Origin of the sequence: Chryseomicrobium aureum, from assembly GCF_016909155.1 — a bacterium.
GTDB classification, from domain to species: domain Bacteria; phylum Bacillota; class Bacilli; order Bacillales_A; family Planococcaceae; genus Chryseomicrobium; species Chryseomicrobium aureum.
This window is the reverse complement of record NZ_JAFBFG010000013.1, coordinates 54,608-70,911: the sequence shown is the minus strand read 5'-3', so window position 1 is coordinate 70,911 and position 16,304 is coordinate 54,608. Positions and strand designations below refer to the sequence as shown.

Sequence of the window (16,304 nt, the reverse complement as noted above, 5' to 3'; positions counted from 1 at the left end):
CACCCTCTCAGGTCGGCTACGCATCGTCGCCTTGGTGGGCCGTTACCCCACCAACTAGCTAATGCGCCGCGGGCCCATCCTGTAGTGACAGCCGAAGCCGCCTTTCAACACCGGACCATGTGGTCTGGTGGATTATTCGGTATTAGCCCCGGTTTCCCGGAGTTATCCCAATCTACAGGGCAGGTTGCCCACGTGTTACTCACCCGTCCGCCGCTGAATCTGGAGGAGCAAGCTCCTCCTTCATCCGCTCGACTTGCATGTATTAGGCACGCCGCCAGCGTTCGTCCTGAGCCAGGATCAAACTCTCCATAAAAGAGAACTTAATGTAAGCTCATTTTGTTGCTGGCATCATACTATTCGAGTGTTAAACACTCCAATATCGATATCCAAAAAAATATCCTTCTCCACTAACGAGGGTTAGCTTCGAAAGGTTAATCTTAACGTCTTGCATGTTCAGTTTTCAATGTTCAGCTTTAATGCTCTCAAATAAATTGGAGCGGGTGAAGGGAATCGAACCCTCATCACCAGCTTGGAAGGCTGGGGTTTTACCACTAAACTACACCCGCGTGGTTTGTATGTTAGTAAGAATAAAGTTATTGGCGCGCCCGGCAGGAGTCGAACCCACAACCTTCTGATCCGTAGTCAGACGCTCTATCCAATTGAGCTACGGGCGCTATTTTTGAATGGTGCGGCCGAGAGGACTTGAACCTCCACGGGGTTAACCCCCACTAGGCCCTCAACCTAGCGCGTCTGCCATTCCGCCACGACCGCGTAGTCATCAATCATGATTGATGCGACAATCACTATTCTACTATAATTCCTTACTTACTGTCAAGGGAAAATGGTGAGCCATGAAGGACTCGAACCTTCGACCCTCTGATTAAAAGTCAGATGCTCTACCAACTGAGCTAATGGCTCTCTATAAGAAATGGCTGGGGTACTAGGATTCGAACCTAGGCATGACGGAATCAAAATCCGTTGCCTTACCGCTTGGCTATACCCCAGTAATAAAATGGCGGTCCCGACGGGAATCGAACCCGCGATCTCCTGCGTGACAGGCAGGCATGTTAACCGCTACACCACGGGACCACATTATGTATAAAAGCAAAAGAAAAATGACCCCTACGGGATTCGAACCCGTGTTACCGCCGTGAAAGGGCGGTGTCTTAACCGCTTGACCAAGGGGCCATGAATGGCTCCGAAGGCAGGACTCGAACCTGCGACCTGCCGGTTAACAGCCGGATGCTCTACCAACTGAGCTACTTCGGAATGTTGTTGTTTTGTTGCTGCGTCATCAGCTGACTTTTATTATTATAGATACACCTTATAAAAAGGTCAACAGTTTTTCTCTATATTTTTATAGTTTTTTTATTCCGCTGTATTCCAACCGACCAGAACACTTGCTACACCTGTATTTATCGGTATTCATTCGAATTTTCCGACTATAATTCTGACTGCATTTTAGACATCGATACAGGTGTATGTGAGGTCTCTTCTTTTGTTTTGTGTCCGAGATTGCTCGACAGAAACGAGGAGCCCCTACTTCTTTTAATAGTTGTTTAAACTCCTGATCACCATGTTTATAACCTCTTCCTTCCAAATGTAAATGGTAATGAACCAATTCGTGTTTGATAATCCCCTCCACTTCCTCCAGACTTCCGTGACTTACATAGCGTGGATTAATTTCAATGTCGTGAGAAATTAATAGGTAGCGCCCTCCTGTGGTTCGGAGTCTTGAATTAAAGCGAGCGGTATGACGAAAAGGTTTATAAAAATAATTTAAAGAAAGCTGTTCAACTAAAACTTGTAATTGTTCATCAGTCACGTTTTGTGCTCCTTTTTTAATATAAGGCTTGGAAACAACTGATTTCTAAAGAAATAATGTTAAATTGCTATATATAGAAAGTGGGTAGGGGTGACTCCAGCGGGATCAAAAGCGGAAGCTGAGACCTTGGCTCAGCCCGCGCCCGCGGAACGCTTCCCCTAACCACACCAGAGATTATTTCCAAGTCTTATCCATGCCTTTTAACAATTAGTTCTTCTCTGGAGAAACCATGGTCAGTGCGACCCTTCCTTTTTCAATAGACACATCCTCAATCCAAACCGTAACAATATCTCCTAGCGAAACCACTTCAAGCGGGTGTCGCACGAAGCCTTTTTTTAATTTCGAAATGTGGACAAGACCATCTTGTTTTACACCTATGTCAACAAATGCTCCAAAATCCACAACATTTCGAACAGTGCCTTGAAGTTCCATACCTGGCTTCAAATCCTCAAGCTTCAAAATGTCTGTCTTGAGAAGAGGCTGAGGATAGGCGTCTCGCGGATCACGCTGCGGACGTTTTAAAGCATCCACAATATCTTTAAATGTTTCTTTCCCTACTCCTAACTCTTCGGAATAGACAATTGCATCAAGTGCTTGTTGGGCTTCTGGAGTTCCGATTTGTTTTAAAGTGAGTCCCGCTTGCTTGATTATTTGCTCAGCTGCCGAGTAACTTTCAGGGTGGATAGCTGTTTTATCGAGCGGATTTTTTGCTTCAGGTACGCGTAAGAATCCGATTGCTTGCTCATAAGTCTTTGCGCCAAGTCGCGGAACTTTCTTCAGTTGTGTACGAGACGTAAATGTTCCCGTTTCGTTCCGAAGAGCCACTACATTCTCAGCCACTGCTTTGGATAGTCCTGCAACGTATTGCAAAAGTGAGGAAGAGGCTGTATTTACATCAACTCCGACTTGGTTTACCGCAGTTTCTACTACAAAGTGCAAGGATTCTGCCAGCTTCTTTTGCGTCACATCGTGTTGGTATTGGCCGACACCAACCGCTTTTGGTTCAATTTTCACGAGCTCTGACAAAGGATCTTGCAGTCGACGCGCAATGGATACCGCACTACGTTGTTCCACTTGCAGTTCAGGGAATTCCTGACGAGCCGTCTCAGATGCTGAATAGACAGAGGCACCCGCTTCATTGACAATCACATAAGCCGCATCACTTCCGGAAATGCGAAGGCATTCTGCGATGAACTGTTCGGTTTCACGTGAAGCCGTCCCATTGCCAATTGCAATCAAGGAGATTGGGAAGTCTTTCAACAGACGGATAATCTTGTCCTGTGCTTCTTTCACTTTATTCATCGGTGCATGTGGATAGATGGCATCAATTTTGAGCACTTTGCCGTTTTCATCGATGATTGCCAACTTACAACCTGTTCGAAATGCTGGGTCAACACCTAACACTACTTTTCCTTTTATCGGTGGTTGTAGTAATAGACTCTTTAGATTTTCAGCAAAGATATGGATTGCTTGTGCTTCTGCCACTTCTGTTAATTCACTTCGTATTTCTCGCTCAAGTGCGGGATGAATCAATCGCTTCCATGCATCTAAAAGGATAGTTTGCGTATAGGAGAAAAGTGGATGACTTGTTGGCGGTGTCCACCGACTGCCGATTTTTGCGACAGCTTGATCCACATCTACTTCGATAGCGACACGTAACACGTCTTCTTTTTCTCCGCGATTTATAGCGAGTGTTCTGTGTGGAACGATTTTCGACACCGCTTCTGAATACTCATAGTACATTTCGAATACAGCTTTTTCATCGACGGCACCCTTTTTAAGTTTTGTTGTTATTTTTGCCTGTCGCTTGTAGAAAGCCCGTAAAGTGGATCGAACGTCCGGATCATCCGAAATCATTTCAGCAATAATATCGGATGCTCCCTGTAAAGCTTGCTCTATAGTTTCTATATCCCCTTTGACATAAGGACCTGCTAGTTTTTCAGGAGTAGTCGACGGCCATTTTAAAACCTCCGTAGCGAGCGGTTCGAGACCAAGTTCTTTGGCAATTGTCGCTTTCGTGCGCTTCTTTTGTTTATAAGGACGGTAATAATCTTCTACTCGTTGTAAGACGGTTGCTTCTTCAATTTGTTTTCGAAGTTCTTGCGTCAACTTCCCCTGTTCTTCTATGACACGTAGCACTTCTTCCTTTCGATCAGCCAATTGATTCATATAGGCAAAGCGGTCTTCAATTGCTTTAATCTGCACTTCATCTAAAGAACCCGTCTGCTCTTTTCGATAGCGTGCAATGAACGGAACTGTTTTGGCATCTTCAAGTAGCGCAATGACTTGACTGACTTGAGAAGCTTTTATCTGAAGTTCTTTCGCGATTTGTTCATGAATTTTCATTTTGTCACGTCCTTTTTAGTGAACTACTTTCCTAGAATACCATAGAAAGAACCAAACAAAAAAACCTCCTGCAAATGCAGAAGGTTCTATACCTCTTCATGAAAAAGTAGCCGTCCGGCGATAAATGTTGCATCGTCGCCAAACTTCATATCTGTCATTACACGCTCGTATAAATGGTCAGCTGAGCGTGCAGAACGAATTATTTCTTTAGGATTACGGATGTTGACCCCATCTGAATGCAGTAGGAAAGTATCGCCTGGGTAGACGGGATATGTTTGAGTCCGTAGTGATTGTTTTCTACCAGATAAATACCCCATGACCGGAAGCGGATAGATCATTTTATCAAACTTTTTTTGATACATATAAAATTTGACGTTTCCAACGCAACTATATGAAAGTGTTCTGGCCTTGTAATCGACTTTTACTAAAGCGACCGCAGCACCACGCTTATAAATCATTTCATTATTGCAACGTTCCATTAACGAGTCGATAGATTCTTCGCCATATTCGGCAAGAATCTCTGGTATCACATCTGCTGACTCCTTAGCTACCGGCCCATTTCCTAAGCCGTCTGCGATTGCACATAAAAAGAAATTCGGATATTCCGCGATATAATATGTGTCCCCTGAGAGACGATTCCCATCTTTCGCTTCATTATATACGCGGACATGCATCACTTGTGAATCAATTTGCTTCACTCGTCCATTCCACCTGCTGATAGAATAGCGTCCTGTAGCTTTTTGATAGCTTTACGCTGGATACGGGAAACATGCATTTGCGAAATACCCAGGCGTTCACCAGCATCTTTTTGGCTAAGCTGCTCAATGTATGTAAGCTGAATCACTTCTTTTTCACGATCGGATAGGTATTGGAGTGCATTTGCAACGAGCATTCGTTGATCTGTCTTTTCAAACTCGCCATCTTCTTGGCCAATCACATCAAACAATGTAATCGTACTTCCCTCTGAATCTGCTTCTAAAGAATGGTCCATTGAAAGGGCTTGGTAGCTCTTGCCCATCTCCATTGCTTCTAGAACATCTTCTACATCTACCTCTAGATACTCCGCGATTTCATATACTTGCGGAGAACGTTGGAGTTGCGTAGTTAGTTCTTCAGCAGCTGAGCGGATACGAGGTCCTAATTCTTTGATACGTCGTGGTACATGAACAGCCCACGTCTTATCACGCAAAAACCGTTTGATTTCACCAATAATAGTAGGTACGGCAAAGGCTTCAAAGCTGCGACCGAAATTTTCATCATATCGTTTCATCGCACCCAATAACCCAAGCATACCTACTTGCGCAATATCTTCATGATGAGACTTACCGTTTGAATACTTTCGTGCAATTGATTCAACTAAGCGTTGATAATGTAGAACAAGCTGAGTTTGGGATTCTTCAGACTGCGTGGCTTGATAGTCTTTTAACCAGTCCATCACTTGTTCTTTAGAAGCTTGATTATGATGAGACGTTTTCGACATTGCCGTTCACCTGCTCAGATCCGACGTTTTTCGTCATAAAGATCGTCACGCCCTCTTGATGATGAACTTTCACTTCATCCATGAGCGTTTCAATTAGGTAAAGACCAAGGCCTCCTTCACGCATAAAAGATACTTCCTCCGTGTCTGAGTAAGGCCCTAATTTCGCGCGAGTTTCTTGGAAGTCAAAGCTCTTTCCATGATCTGCAACCATGATTTCCATTTTCCCCTCGTATAGAGCACATCCAATAACGACTTCTCCTTCTTCGTTTTCTTGATAGGCATGTTGCACTGCGTTTGTAATAGCTTCCGAGGCTGCAATTTTCACGTCTTCAATGTCATCGTACGAAAATCCTAAACGGTTGGCTAAACCTGATATCGTAAGACGAGCCACACTGACGAATTGTGTCTTTGCGGGTACACGTATTTCTACGTAATCAAATGGCTTCATCTTCACTTCACCTCTCCTGTTGATGATTCTATGTCCATAATTTCTCCAAGACCTGTGATGTCAAATAAACGCTTGAGTCGTGAAGACAAACCAGTTAATTTCAATTTCGCATTCTCTGCTTTTACATTCTTAAAAAATCCTACAAATACGCCAAGACCTGTCGAGTCCATATAAGAGACCTCTGAAAGGTCGAGTACAATTTCTTTAGAATCTTCCAATGTGATTTCAGCTAATTTTTCGCGTAGCATTGGTGCCGTGAATGCATCTATCTCACCTTCGATAAAACCTAAAACCTTGTTATCTTCTCGTTGTAAGTCTACTGAAATATTCATAATCGTTTCCCCTTGTCTAGTATATAAGTTTAACGTTCTATACCCCTCATCTGTCAGGGAGTAAACATATCAAACGGTCCTTTTCACAATCACAAGCGTAAAATCATCGCGAAGTTCAAAATCTTGTAACAAAATCAACTCGCGATATACATACTCCACCATCTCTTGCGCCGACTCTGACTTGACGTCTTCAATAATGGACATAACTTTTTCTATCTCAATAAACCCTTCTTTCGAACGACACTCTGTCACTCCATCGGTCATCATCACGATAAAGTCTCCAACTTCTAACTTCGTCGTCTGGGAGTGATAAGTCGTTTGAGGCAAGACACCGAGAAGGAGACCTTTTACGAATAATTCGTGAAAGGCCCCCTCTTCCAAAGAATAATGCAGTGCAGGTTCATGACCAGCTGAAGCATATGTGAACGTATTTGTTGTCGTATCGTAATTTCCGTACATCATGGAAACGAACATGGAGTCTGTTACACTTCTCTCGACGATTCGGTTAATGACGTCTAACACGATAGAAGGGTCAACGGTAGCCGAGTCGACACTGTCCATTCCATTTTTGATCATGGACATGCATAGTGCAGCAGGAATCCCTTTACCGATAACATCTGCAATACCAATTCCCACTGCTTGTGAGTCTGCCAAAAAGTGTACATAGTCTCCATTCATCTCTTTTGCTGGGACCGATAGCATACCAATGTCTAATCCATCGACTTGTGGAACAGTCGTCTTAAGCAGTGTTTTTTGAACATTTGTAGCTAAATCCATTTCTATACGGAAGTTCTCTTGTTTTTGTATTAAATTTTGGTGTTCATGTAATGCCAAGCCATAGCGAATCATCACTTCGATTAATAAATCGAAGGAATGCTCAATTTTCTCCGGGACCTCAGAAACAACTTCTTCGAGCGCCGCTCTATGTATGCCAATCATCTCTTCCGGAGAAATATTCTTTTGAATCAGCTGTTTACTGAACGTTTGCCCCTCATAGAGGTTCAGCTCATTTTGCTGTTCTAAATAGTTTCGCAAAATCGCTTTGTATTGCCTTTCAACTTCTTGAGGCATTCGATTTCACTCCTTAACGCAGCCATTTCGTAGCTGTAATCGTGGTTCCTACGCCTACTTCCGTCTCTACTTTAAAGTCATCCATCAAACGTTTGACCCCTGGCATACCTGCTCCTAGCCCACCAGATGTTGTGTAGCCATCTTCCATAACTTTTCGAAGATCGGCAATTCCTGGTCCTTGGTCAGCTGAAATGATAATAATGCCTTTCATAGCACCGTCTGTGACGCGTTCAATTGTTATTTTCCCTTTGCCGGCATATAAGTATATATTACGAGCGAGTTCACTTATCGCTGTTGTGATTCTAGCCTGGTCAACAGTTCCGAAACCGACTTCCTTTGCCTCGTTACGTCCAAGCTGTCTCGCTGCAACGATATCCCACTCCGTAATGATATCTACAGAAGACTCAATGCTCATAATGGATTAGTCCTCCAATTCTCGTTCAAGTTTTTCCAATCCATTCTCTAAATCAAGAGCTGTTGCGACATCCTCTAGACGGATACCAAGCTCGATAAGTGTGATTGCTACCGCTGGTTGGATACCAGTAATGACAACTTTTGCTCCCATTAATCCGGACATGCTAATGACGTCCCCTAAAACCTTCGCAATGAATGAGTCAATGAAATCAATTGACGTCAGGTCAATCACAACTCCGCGTGCAGCTGTAGTGTGTAATTTATTTAATAAATCTTCTTGAAACGATAACGCCATTTGATCATCAAGTTCCCATTGGATTGAAACGATCAATGTGTCACGTAGTTTTAATATCGGAATACGAGTTCTCATTCTTCTTCCACCTCTACAATTTGTCGATTTGTAATGGCGAGGGCCTGTTCCATCCCTCGTTGTAGTGTACTCGTCGTTGTGAATTCATTTAAGTTGATACCAAGAGCTACAATTGTTTGAGCAATCTCTGGTCGAATACCAACGAGCATGCATTTTGCTCCGACTAAACGAACAGCATCAGCTGCTTGGATGATATGGTGTGCCACCATAGTATCTACAACTGGGACACCCGTAATGTCTAAAAGTACAACTTCTGAACGGTGTTTCACCACACCTTGAAGTAAGTTTTCCATAATTAATTTTGCGCGCTCTGTATCAATCGTTCCAACGAGTGGCATGACTGAGATCTTGTCAAAGACCGGAATAAGCGACGCAGACAATTCTTGTAAAGCCATTTTTTGCAGGTGCACTGTTCGTTCCCACGTTTTCGAGTAGGCTTCCACAATGCTGTGATTTAAAGGCGTCAGCCAATTGTTCATTAACCGAATGTAGTTACCTGATTTGTTGTCATTTAAGAAATCGGATTTTCCCATATGATCATAGATTGCTTCTGTGAAATTCGATAAGGCTTTCATGACAAATGAAATGGACCAGCCATGACGTGCTATTTTTATAGAGAATTCTTCTACTTTTTGTGAGAATTCCTCGTCATTTTCTGTGAGATTGACAATGAGTAATTCGCCTAGCTCACGGGCAGTTGAATCAATCATACCGTCTGACATGATTTGAAAGAACTTGCCATCTCCTTCTTCTTCCATAAATTGTTTCCACGTTTCTAGAATCGGATTTAGATTCTCACGTATGTAACTTGCTAGTGTAACGTTCATTTCACGGAGACACTCCTTTAAATTCTGTAGTAGTTTTATTGTAGCTGAAATTGTTTATTTTAGCACCTGCTGATTATTCCATGAAAAAAAGCACAGTAGCGCACTGTGCTTTTTCTATGTATGTATTAAAACTTGATGAGGCCTAGACTAATAGCCACTGCATGGTCTACGCTTTCCATCACTTCGTCATCTAGGTGTGTGAGTTTGTCTGTGAGTCGGGATTTATCAATAGTTCGTAACTGCTCTAGTAAAACTACGGAGTCGCGCTCTAACTGATACCGTTCCGCATCGATTTCGATATGCGTAGGCAACTTTGCTTTTTGAATCTGAGCTGTAATTGCCGCGACAATTACGGTTGGACTAAATCGGTTTCCGATATCATTCTGCAGAACCAGTACGGGTCTTGTGCCACCTTGTTCAGACCCGATTACCGGTGATAAGTCTGCGTAGAAGATATCTCCTCGTTTTACGATCAAATATGTCAGCCTCCACTTACGAGTCGCTCAGTGGTATCATGCGCCTCATACTCTGCATGAAGACATTCACTGCAAATAGACAAATTAATACGAGACATTTCCAGGTACCCCTGTATCATGGCTTCTCGTATAATTGATGTTTGTCCATGCAGTTTCGTAACGTGTTTTTTCAAAACACGCTTTCCGTATACGGGACGGACTTCCTCCATATAATCTGCTAACAGATAAACTGTTTCTATTTTATCTGACTTTCCCCCCACAAAAAACACCTCCGACAAAACTTTCCTCTATACGACAATTTCTTTCATCTTACCATCGATTCCCTCTCATAGAAAGGTTATTTCGACAATCTAATAGAAATTTACGTAGGAAGTACTAGTTTTATTTGTCAGATTGTGGGTAAATCCGTGGAACGCGATACGAAAGTTGACAACAGATTTCATAGGGGATTGTACGTAAGTATTCCGCCCATTCTTCAGCAGGAATGGTATGTACCCCATTTGAACCTAGTAATACCACCTTTGTACCTACTTTAAACTCTTTCGGCAATTTAATCATGGTTTGATCCATACAAATTTTGCCGACAATAGGTGCAACTGTGTCTTCAATCAATACAGAGAGCCCCTTTAGCCCGCGTAATAATCCATCAGCATAACCAATTGGAAGGGTACCGATCCACTCAGGTTCTGCGCTTGTATAATATGCGCCATACCCAATCGATGTACCTACTTCAACTTGCTTAACGTGAACAAGCTCCGATACCAATCTCATAGCAGGTGTATACACAAATGGACGATTTTCTTTCATCCAATCAGAGGCTGCAATGCCATACATCGATATTCCAAACCGTACAGCTGAGAAAGCTGCTCCCCCATGCTGGATAGCGGCCGCACTATTTGCAGCGTGCACAAGTCGAGGACGTTCAGGGAATAAAGCTAGCCACTTCTCAAACTTTTTCAACTGCTGTTCAAAGTGTGGATTTATCGCTTCATCAGCAGTTGCAAAATGTGTATAAACACCTTCAATCCTCCAGTTCTTATGTTGCGCAATCAATCGCAATGCTTCTTTTAACTCCTGTTCAGACTGTAACCCAATCCGCCCCATCCCCGTATCTAACTTGATATGGAGAAACGGAGATGCAGTAGTCGGGATGTTTTGAATCCATTCCAAAGAGTGCGCGGTTAAATGAATACGGTGACGCTCTGCATACGGTATAAACGAATGCGGAGAGTTGCCGAGAACAAGTATCTCCGACTGACTCCCCGCCTCTTTTAATTCTACTGCTTCATCCGGTGTGGCCACTGCGAAGAACTGGAGACCTTGCGCCTCTAAATGCTGCACAACACGGACTGCCCCGTGACCGTAGGCATTTGCTTTGACTACCGGAATAATCATTGTCTCTTCGTTTAGTTGGTTTTTTAACGTTGCGATATTTGTAGAGATTGCATCTAAATCGATTTCTAAATAGGTTGGACGATAATGTGTCATGATGTTTACCTTCTTTTGTCGTAGGATAAGTTGTTATTTTTGTGAATGCGCCGACATCGAAGCAGCGACTTGAATCATTTCATCTGGAGTCAACTGTGTGGAGGCTAGGAAATAAGAGACACCCGCACTCCTTCATTGTTCCGAACAATCAATTGGTTCTTTTCTGGGTCTTGATCAGTTACTGATACACGGTAATAATCCGGTTGCGTGTGCCAGACTTCAATCGCCTCTTTACACCCCACCAATAGACTGACTACAAGAAGCAGAAGTACCAACTGCCATTTTTTCAGAGCGTCCATACTTTCTTCCTACCATTCTAGGTCATTCTATGCGAAGGACTGACTCCTATGACAGCAGAATCACTTGCGCGGCCGCATACTCTTTTGTGTGTGTAATGGAGAGAAATGCTTGGAATTGATTTTCTTTATAAACGATGGAAGGTGCACCGAGTTCATTTTTCACAACTTCAATATCTTGAAAACTACAGCTGGCGCCTATTCCCGTTCCGAGTGCTTTCGCAAATGCCTCTTTGGCAGCAAAGCGGGCTGCTAAAAATTCAATTTGACGACTCGGTATTGCTGTTTCATAATATGCCTGCTCATTTGGTGTCAGGATGCGTTTATAGAATTTTGGTGACCTTTGAATCAACCGGCCAATCCGGTCCAGTTCAATAATGTCTAGTCCAATCCCTCTAATCATTCTGCTTCTATTGCTCCTCTCTACCATGTATACTAAAATCGAATGAGGTGAAATCCACTATGTTTATACGACATGAAAATTTCCGAGAATACCGAACGTATTATCCGGTCGTCTTTACCCTTCTCGTTGTAACAATTGCTATTCACATTATAGCAAATCTCCCAATCATCGGGCCTTATGTTTATGGGATTGGAATCGGCCACAACGGCTCTATTGCCGCAGGTGACTATTGGAGACTGATTACCCCGATGTTTCTACACGGCGGCATCATGCATCTACTGTTCAACATGTTCTCCCTGTTTTTATTCGGACCAGAACTAGAACGGATCGCAGGTCGCACACGCTTTTTGACGATCTACTTTTTATCCGGAATCGCAGGTACACTTGCATCATACGTGTTAGAAGATGCGAATTATATGCATCTCGGAGCAAGTGGAGCCATCTACGGAATTTTTGGCGCTTTTGCTGCACTCGTCTATTACACACGCAATGCATTGCCTCAATTGAAACAAATCATCCTTCCTATCATTTTGATTGGAATCGTCATGACATTTATAATGCCGAACATCAACATCACGGCTCACTTTGGTGGGTTGATTACAGGATTCATTCTTGGATTCTACTATTTCCACCCAAGTCGCTTATCGAAATGGAAAAAAACAAAACCGCGTACCGCACTGCGTCGTTAGCAGCCGGTCGCGGTTTTGTTTATGTGTTTGGTAAATACCAGTTCATAACGCGTTGCATATCGTCTCGTTCCATCGCTTTTAAACTGTGCTGGCTACCGAGCGCGCCTGACTTGATAGTAGCATGTATAGAAGCTGCATCCGCCCGCTTCTCAAAGTAAGACTGGGAAAGCGTCACTGCTTGAATTCGTTTCTTTGCAAGCCACACGGTCTTACGAGAGAAAAAGCGGTACTGCATCGCTAAATAAGTATCTCGTATAGCTATACCACTTGCCTTATGGTTCCAAATATCAAATGCCACACTCACAGGAATCAGTAAGAAGAATAGGAGTCCATATGGGTAGAAGAAATAACCTAACACAGCCCCTATTATCGCGATGAGTAGTAAATTGATTCGGTAGTAAAACTTACGTGTGCGTTTTGGTGCACGGGTAAACTCTGGATCCCAGTCCCATTCTGGGAATAAGTCTGTCAGTAAGGTAACAGCCTCCGTTCGTTTCATTAACGGAACGAGTTTGACCGTTTCACTTTTTTCTAACACACTTCCCCCTGCGCTATCCAGCACGATGGTCGCATAGCCGAATAACTGCCTAAATGGATTTTCAACAAGTTGGATCCCTTGGATACGGTGCATCGGAATGGTCGTTCGTTTTTTCTCTAATAACCCGCGCTGAATAATCAACTCTTTATCGTCGAGCGTGACTGTGTAGCCATAGTTTTGTAAGTAGGTTAAAACTACACTGACCAGGAAACTTATCAACACCACAGCAAAAACAAGTAACGCTACAAACATTGCTCCAAAACGGAACAGCTCCAATGCTTCATTATAGATCTCTTCGTAGGGAATAAATTCTGAAAACTGAGAGAGCACAACAGCGGCCCCAGAGAAAATGATTCCGATCCCACCAGATGTTGCGGCGAGTAGTAGTAAGTCTTTGGATTTCATTTTGTGCAGCAGTCGAGTCGTGGACGTTTGAGATTCAGTTTCTGACTCTAATTCAATTGGCTGAATTGCGTCAACTCCCTCTTCCAAACTATCTCCTTCCACTTCATCTACTACTTTTACACGCTTTTTCTTTGCGGCAATCATTTCTTGTTTGATTTGATCGGCTGCAGCGAGTGTTATCGCTGTTAACTCGGCTTCCGCTTCTCCACTTACACCCCCACCAGCTGTCTCTACTTTCACTTTCACAAGCTTGAACGGTCGGTGAAAAATGGATTCTGTGTAATCCAGGCTTTGGATTCTTTCAAACGGAATATACCGTTTCTTTTTGACAATCAAGCCGTATTCGATGCGGAGTTCACCATCTTCAAACCAATACTCATACTTCCACCATTTGATGATTCCCGATATAAGGTAGAGAAGTAAGGCAAGTCCACCTAGAACATAGGGTATGAACCGAAAAAGGCCACCATCTTCTCCCCCTGTATTGCCTAAAATCAAAAAAATCACTAGTGGAAAAATAAGATCTTTCAACCCTTTTACAAATGTGATGACTGCAGCCACCGGATGTAGTTTATAACGTGTCTCAGACATCATCTTCCGCCACCCTTGCAAGCTCCGAAATTCTTCTGCGCATCGATTCGGCTTCTATTTCGTCTAAAAATGGAATCGTATGCGAAGTGGCAGCCGTCGAAATATGTATAGAGGCTAAATTGTAACTGCGCAAAATCGGGCCTTGTTCAGTATCGACATGTTGTACGCGAACCATCGGAATTAATGTTCGTTTCACTATAAAAAGCCCATGTTGCAATTCGATTTCATGTTCTCGTACCTCATAACGCCAGCGCTTCCATCGTAAACTTGGCAGTACCCCAATAATCAGTACGATTAAAATCACTAATAAACTGATGGTCACTATGTAGAGCCAACCGAGCCCAAAAAAGAAAAAATCAAACGCACTGATTCCACCTGCAATCAGCACAAGAATTAATGATTGAATAAGACCATAAATGCGCCAGACCGTGAGCCCTTTGCGTGATAAATGATTTCCCGTTTGCATGATAATCCCTCCTTACTCTCCTATACGTATTATATGCTATGAAGTTTCAAAAAAAGCTCCCCTTCCAAAAGGAAGAGAAGCTTGAAATTGAATTAGTCGTTACGACGTGCTGGACGTGCAGATGATGCTGGACGTGCAGAACGACGAGTCGAACCATCACGTGGACCCGATGAACGACGAGCGCCGCCACGGTCTCCACTCCGACCACCTGAACCGCCTGAGCGACCACCACGGCCTCCGCCTGAACGGTTTCCACCACGGTATCCTCCGCGACCTCCACCAGAACGTTCTCCACGCATTGGAAGTGGACGCTCTTCAGAGATTGTCACAGGCTGATCACTTGGTTCTTTTGTCATTGATTTAATAGCTGCTGCTACCAAATCAACTGCATCTAAGTTTTCAAGAAGCTCAGTTGCTAGAGCGCGGTAATCACCTAAGTCATTCTTTTCAACTAGCTCTGTCAATGTTTCCATTGCCACGCGTTGTTGACCTAGTAATGCTTCGTCCTCACTTGGTGGACGTAATGGTGTCATACGCTTCTTCGTTGTTTCTTCAACAATACGAAGGTAACCCATTTCACGTGGTGTTACAAATGTAATCGCCATTCCACTCTTACCTGCACGGCCTGTACGACCGATACGGTGAACATAGCTTTCAGGATCTTGTGGAATATCAAAGTTGTAAACGTGTGTAACGCCTGAGATATCTAATCCACGTGCAGCAACGTCAGTCGCTACTAGGATGTCAATTTTATTTTCTTTAAATTGCTTCAATACTGACATACGTTTTGCTTGGCTAAGGTCACCATGGATTCCTTCTGCCATATACCCACGGATGCTAAGAGCGTGAGATAGTTCGTCAACCCGGCGCTTTGTACGACCGAAGATGATCGCAAGTTCCGGTTGGTGAACATTGATGATACGTGATAACACATCGAACTTCTCGCGTTCTGCTGCTTTCACGAAGAATTGCTCAATGTTTTCCACTGTCATTTCTTTTGATTTGATCTTCACTTCTACAGGCTCTTTCATGAACGTGTTCGCAATTTTGCGGATCGGTCCAGGCATAGTAGCTGAGAATAAAAGTGTTTGACGCGTGTCTGGAACATTCGAAAGAATCGTGTTGATATCTTCGATGAAGCCCATGTTTAACATTTCATCTGCTTCGTCAAGAACTAATGTATTGACGTTTTCAAGTTTCAATGTACGACGGTTGATGTGATCCAAGATACGTCCTGGAGTACCAACGATGATTTGTGGATTGTTTTTAAGCGCACGAATCTGACGAGAGATATCTTGTCCACCGTATACAGATAAAAGTTTTACACGCTTGTCATAACCAAGCTTGTAAAGTTCTTCTGATACTTGGATTGCAAGCTCACGCGTTGGTGCAATGATCAATCCTTGGATGTTCGGGTTTTTTGGGTCAATCTTTTCAATTAATGGAATACCGAAAGCAGCTGTTTTACCAGTACCTGTTTGAGCTTGACCTAATACGTCGCGCCCTTCCATTGCATGTGTGATTGTACCTTCTTGGATTGGGGTTGCTTCTTCAAAACCCATACGTTTAATAGATTTTAATGTTGAAGCACTGATGTTTAATTCTGAAAAATTTGTCAAAATACTAATCTCCTTTGTTTCTGTTTTGACAAATGGTTACATTTTCAGATGACTGGCGGCAAATTTCGAGCCAAATAAAGAGGAACGTCTCCGTTACGAAAATCTCTGTGGGTTTCACGAGAGGTAATTAATAATAGGAAAGCCCGGTGATTGCCGAGCGGCTGGTGAGCGTTTAAGTACGTCTAGCACAGCCGTTAAGTTCAAAAAAAAAGCGCTCTTC

At 43.2% G+C, this 16,304-nt stretch carries 18 protein-coding genes, 8 tRNA genes, 1 rRNA gene and 1 pseudogene; 1 reads left to right on the top strand and 27 read right to left on the bottom strand.

Annotated features, from left to right (window positions below):
• The 24 genes and pseudogenes from JOD03_RS09835 to acpS all read right to left on the bottom strand — a co-directional run.
• A 16S ribosomal RNA gene (locus JOD03_RS09835) occupies positions 1-313 on the bottom strand; the annotation flags it as partial.
• A 179-nt stretch (positions 314-492) separates the two neighbouring features.
• A tRNA-Gly gene (locus JOD03_RS09830) sits at positions 493-566 on the bottom strand.
• A 31-nt stretch (positions 567-597) separates the two neighbouring features.
• Positions 598-674: transfer RNA gene (locus JOD03_RS09825), tRNA-Arg, on the bottom strand.
• Between the two features lie 10 nt (positions 675-684).
• Positions 685-771: transfer RNA gene (locus JOD03_RS09820), tRNA-Leu, on the bottom strand.
• 71 nt (positions 772-842) lie between these two features.
• A tRNA-Lys gene (locus JOD03_RS09815) sits at positions 843-918 on the bottom strand.
• Positions 919-929: 11 nt separating this feature from the next.
• A tRNA-Gln gene (locus JOD03_RS09810) sits at positions 930-1,004 on the bottom strand.
• Positions 1,005-1,013: 9 nt separating this feature from the next.
• A tRNA-Asp gene (locus tag JOD03_RS09805) sits at positions 1,014-1,089 on the bottom strand.
• Positions 1,090-1,116: 27 nt separating this feature from the next.
• A tRNA-Glu gene (locus JOD03_RS09800) sits at positions 1,117-1,188 on the bottom strand.
• A 5-nt stretch (positions 1,189-1,193) separates the two neighbouring features.
• Positions 1,194-1,269: transfer RNA gene (locus JOD03_RS09795), tRNA-Asn, on the bottom strand.
• Positions 1,270-1,357: 88 nt separating this feature from the next.
• On the bottom strand, positions 1,358-1,825 hold the full coding sequence (locus tag JOD03_RS09790; RefSeq protein ID WP_204590655.1) for a SprT family protein: 468 nt from the start codon (positions 1,823-1,825) through the stop codon (positions 1,358-1,360).
• Positions 1,826-2,032: 207 nt separating this feature from the next.
• Positions 2,033-4,171 carry a Tex family protein gene (locus JOD03_RS09785; RefSeq protein WP_204590654.1) on the bottom strand — a complete coding sequence of 713 codons (2,139 nt, stop codon included), beginning with the start codon at positions 4,169-4,171 and terminating at the stop codon, positions 2,033-2,035.
• 86 nt (positions 4,172-4,257) lie between these two features.
• Positions 4,258-4,869 carry a PP2C family serine/threonine-protein phosphatase gene (locus tag JOD03_RS09780; RefSeq protein WP_338032463.1) on the bottom strand — a complete coding sequence of 204 codons (612 nt, stop codon included), beginning with the start codon at positions 4,867-4,869 and terminating at the stop codon, positions 4,258-4,260.
• Positions 4,866-5,651: an RNA polymerase sigma factor SigB gene (gene sigB, locus JOD03_RS09775; protein WP_204590653.1), complete on the bottom strand. Its 786-nt coding sequence runs from the start codon at positions 5,649-5,651 to the stop codon at positions 4,866-4,868. Before sigB ends, JOD03_RS09780 begins: the two co-directional genes overlap by 4 nt.
• Positions 5,629-6,099, bottom strand: coding sequence for an anti-sigma B factor RsbW (gene rsbW, locus JOD03_RS09770; protein ID WP_204590660.1), 471 nt, complete (start codon positions 6,097-6,099; stop codon positions 5,629-5,631). Before rsbW ends, sigB begins: the two co-directional genes overlap by 23 nt.
• 2 nt (positions 6,100-6,101) lie before the next feature.
• A complete protein-coding gene (locus tag JOD03_RS09765) occupies positions 6,102-6,431 on the bottom strand; it encodes an STAS domain-containing protein (RefSeq protein ID WP_204590652.1) in 330 nt (109 codons plus the stop codon).
• A 69-nt stretch (positions 6,432-6,500) separates the two neighbouring features.
• Complete coding sequence (locus JOD03_RS09760) at positions 6,501-7,502, bottom strand: PP2C family protein-serine/threonine phosphatase (protein ID WP_204590651.1); 1,002 nt, start codon at positions 7,500-7,502, stop codon at positions 6,501-6,503.
• A gap of 13 nt (positions 7,503-7,515) precedes the next feature.
• Positions 7,516-7,917, bottom strand: coding sequence for an anti-sigma regulatory factor (locus JOD03_RS09755; protein WP_204590650.1), 402 nt, complete (start codon positions 7,915-7,917; stop codon positions 7,516-7,518).
• 6 nt (positions 7,918-7,923) lie between these two features.
• The gene (locus tag JOD03_RS09750) at positions 7,924-8,286 is read right to left on the bottom strand and encodes an STAS domain-containing protein (RefSeq protein ID WP_204590649.1); all 363 of its coding nucleotides are present in this window, start codon (positions 8,284-8,286) and stop codon (positions 7,924-7,926) included.
• Positions 8,283-9,113, bottom strand: a complete 831-nt coding sequence (locus JOD03_RS09745; protein ID WP_204590648.1) for an STAS domain-containing protein — start codon at positions 9,111-9,113, stop codon at positions 8,283-8,285. The genes JOD03_RS09750 and JOD03_RS09745 overlap by 4 nt, the downstream gene beginning before the upstream one ends.
• Positions 9,114-9,238: 125 nt before the next feature.
• The gene (locus JOD03_RS09740; protein ID WP_204590647.1) at positions 9,239-9,589 is read right to left on the bottom strand and encodes a type II toxin-antitoxin system PemK/MazF family toxin; all 351 of its coding nucleotides are present in this window, start codon (positions 9,587-9,589) and stop codon (positions 9,239-9,241) included.
• Between the two features lie 5 nt (positions 9,590-9,594).
• Positions 9,595-9,720: pseudogene (locus tag JOD03_RS13785) on the bottom strand (transcriptional regulator); the annotation flags it as partial.
• A gap of 250 nt (positions 9,721-9,970) precedes the next feature.
• Positions 9,971-11,077 (bottom strand): alanine racemase, encoded by a 1,107-nt coding sequence (gene alr, locus JOD03_RS09735; protein WP_204590646.1) that lies wholly within the window; start codon positions 11,075-11,077, stop codon positions 9,971-9,973.
• A 104-nt stretch (positions 11,078-11,181) separates the two neighbouring features.
• Positions 11,182-11,376, bottom strand: a complete 195-nt coding sequence (locus JOD03_RS09730) for a hypothetical protein (RefSeq protein WP_204590645.1) — start codon at positions 11,374-11,376, stop codon at positions 11,182-11,184.
• 46 nt (positions 11,377-11,422) lie between these two features.
• A complete protein-coding gene (gene acpS, locus JOD03_RS09725) occupies positions 11,423-11,776 on the bottom strand; it encodes a holo-ACP synthase (RefSeq protein WP_204590644.1) in 354 nt (117 codons plus the stop codon).
• Positions 11,777-11,835: 59 nt separating this feature from the next.
• On the opposite strand from acpS, the gene JOD03_RS09720 reads away from it, so the two are divergent.
• Positions 11,836-12,465 (top strand): rhomboid family intramembrane serine protease, encoded by a 630-nt coding sequence (locus JOD03_RS09720; protein WP_204590643.1) that lies wholly within the window; start codon positions 11,836-11,838, stop codon positions 12,463-12,465.
• Positions 12,466-12,484: 19 nt separating this feature from the next.
• Here the strand turns inward: JOD03_RS09720 and JOD03_RS09715 are convergent, their stop codons facing one another.
• The 3 genes from JOD03_RS09715 to cshA all read right to left on the bottom strand — a co-directional run bounded on the left by JOD03_RS09715 (position 12,485) and on the right by cshA (position 16,084).
• Entirely contained in the window at positions 12,485-13,999 is a 1,515-nt protein-coding gene (locus tag JOD03_RS09715) for a PH domain-containing protein (protein WP_204590642.1), read from the bottom strand.
• Positions 13,992-14,465: a PH domain-containing protein gene (locus JOD03_RS09710; protein ID WP_204590641.1), complete on the bottom strand. Its 474-nt coding sequence runs from the start codon at positions 14,463-14,465 to the stop codon at positions 13,992-13,994. Before JOD03_RS09710 ends, JOD03_RS09715 begins: the two co-directional genes overlap by 8 nt.
• A gap of 92 nt (positions 14,466-14,557) precedes the next feature.
• Positions 14,558-16,084, bottom strand: a complete 1,527-nt coding sequence (gene cshA / locus JOD03_RS09705; protein WP_204590640.1) for a degradosome RNA helicase CshA — start codon at positions 16,082-16,084, stop codon at positions 14,558-14,560.
• Positions 16,085-16,304: the final 220 nt, after the last annotated feature.

Excerpts from the sequence above, each read along its gene's own strand:
- JOD03_RS09785 (WP_204590654.1), bottom strand. The coding sequence starts at position 4,171 with ATGAAAATTCATGAACAAATCGCGAAAGAACTTCAGATAAAAGCTTCT.
- sigB (WP_204590653.1), bottom strand. The coding sequence starts at position 5,651 with ATGTCGAAAACGTCTCATCATAATCAAGCTTCTAAAGAACAAGTGATG.
- rsbW (WP_204590660.1), bottom strand. The coding sequence starts at position 6,099 with ATGAAGCCATTTGATTACGTAGAAATACGTGTACCCGCAAAGACACAA.
- JOD03_RS09765 (WP_204590652.1), bottom strand. The coding sequence starts at position 6,431 with ATGAATATTTCAGTAGACTTACAACGAGAAGATAACAAGGTTTTAGGT.
- JOD03_RS09760 (WP_204590651.1), bottom strand. The coding sequence starts at position 7,502 with ATGCCTCAAGAAGTTGAAAGGCAATACAAAGCGATTTTGCGAAACTAT.
- JOD03_RS09755 (WP_204590650.1), bottom strand. The coding sequence starts at position 7,917 with ATGAGCATTGAGTCTTCTGTAGATATCATTACGGAGTGGGATATCGTT.
- JOD03_RS09750 (WP_204590649.1), bottom strand. The coding sequence starts at position 8,286 with ATGAGAACTCGTATTCCGATATTAAAACTACGTGACACATTGATCGTT.
- JOD03_RS09745 (WP_204590648.1), bottom strand. The coding sequence starts at position 9,113 with ATGAACGTTACACTAGCAAGTTACATACGTGAGAATCTAAATCCGATT.
- alr (WP_204590646.1), bottom strand. The coding sequence starts at position 11,077 with ATGACACATTATCGTCCAACCTATTTAGAAATCGATTTAGATGCAATC.
- JOD03_RS09730 (WP_204590645.1), bottom strand. The coding sequence starts at position 11,376 with ATGGACGCTCTGAAAAAATGGCAGTTGGTACTTCTGCTTCTTGTAGTC.
- acpS (WP_204590644.1), bottom strand. The coding sequence starts at position 11,776 with ATGATTAGAGGGATTGGACTAGACATTATTGAACTGGACCGGATTGGC.
- JOD03_RS09720 (WP_204590643.1), top strand. The coding sequence starts at position 11,836 with ATGTTTATACGACATGAAAATTTCCGAGAATACCGAACGTATTATCCG.
- JOD03_RS09715 (WP_204590642.1), bottom strand. The coding sequence starts at position 13,999 with ATGTCTGAGACACGTTATAAACTACATCCGGTGGCTGCAGTCATCACA.
- JOD03_RS09710 (WP_204590641.1), bottom strand. The coding sequence starts at position 14,465 with ATGCAAACGGGAAATCATTTATCACGCAAAGGGCTCACGGTCTGGCGC.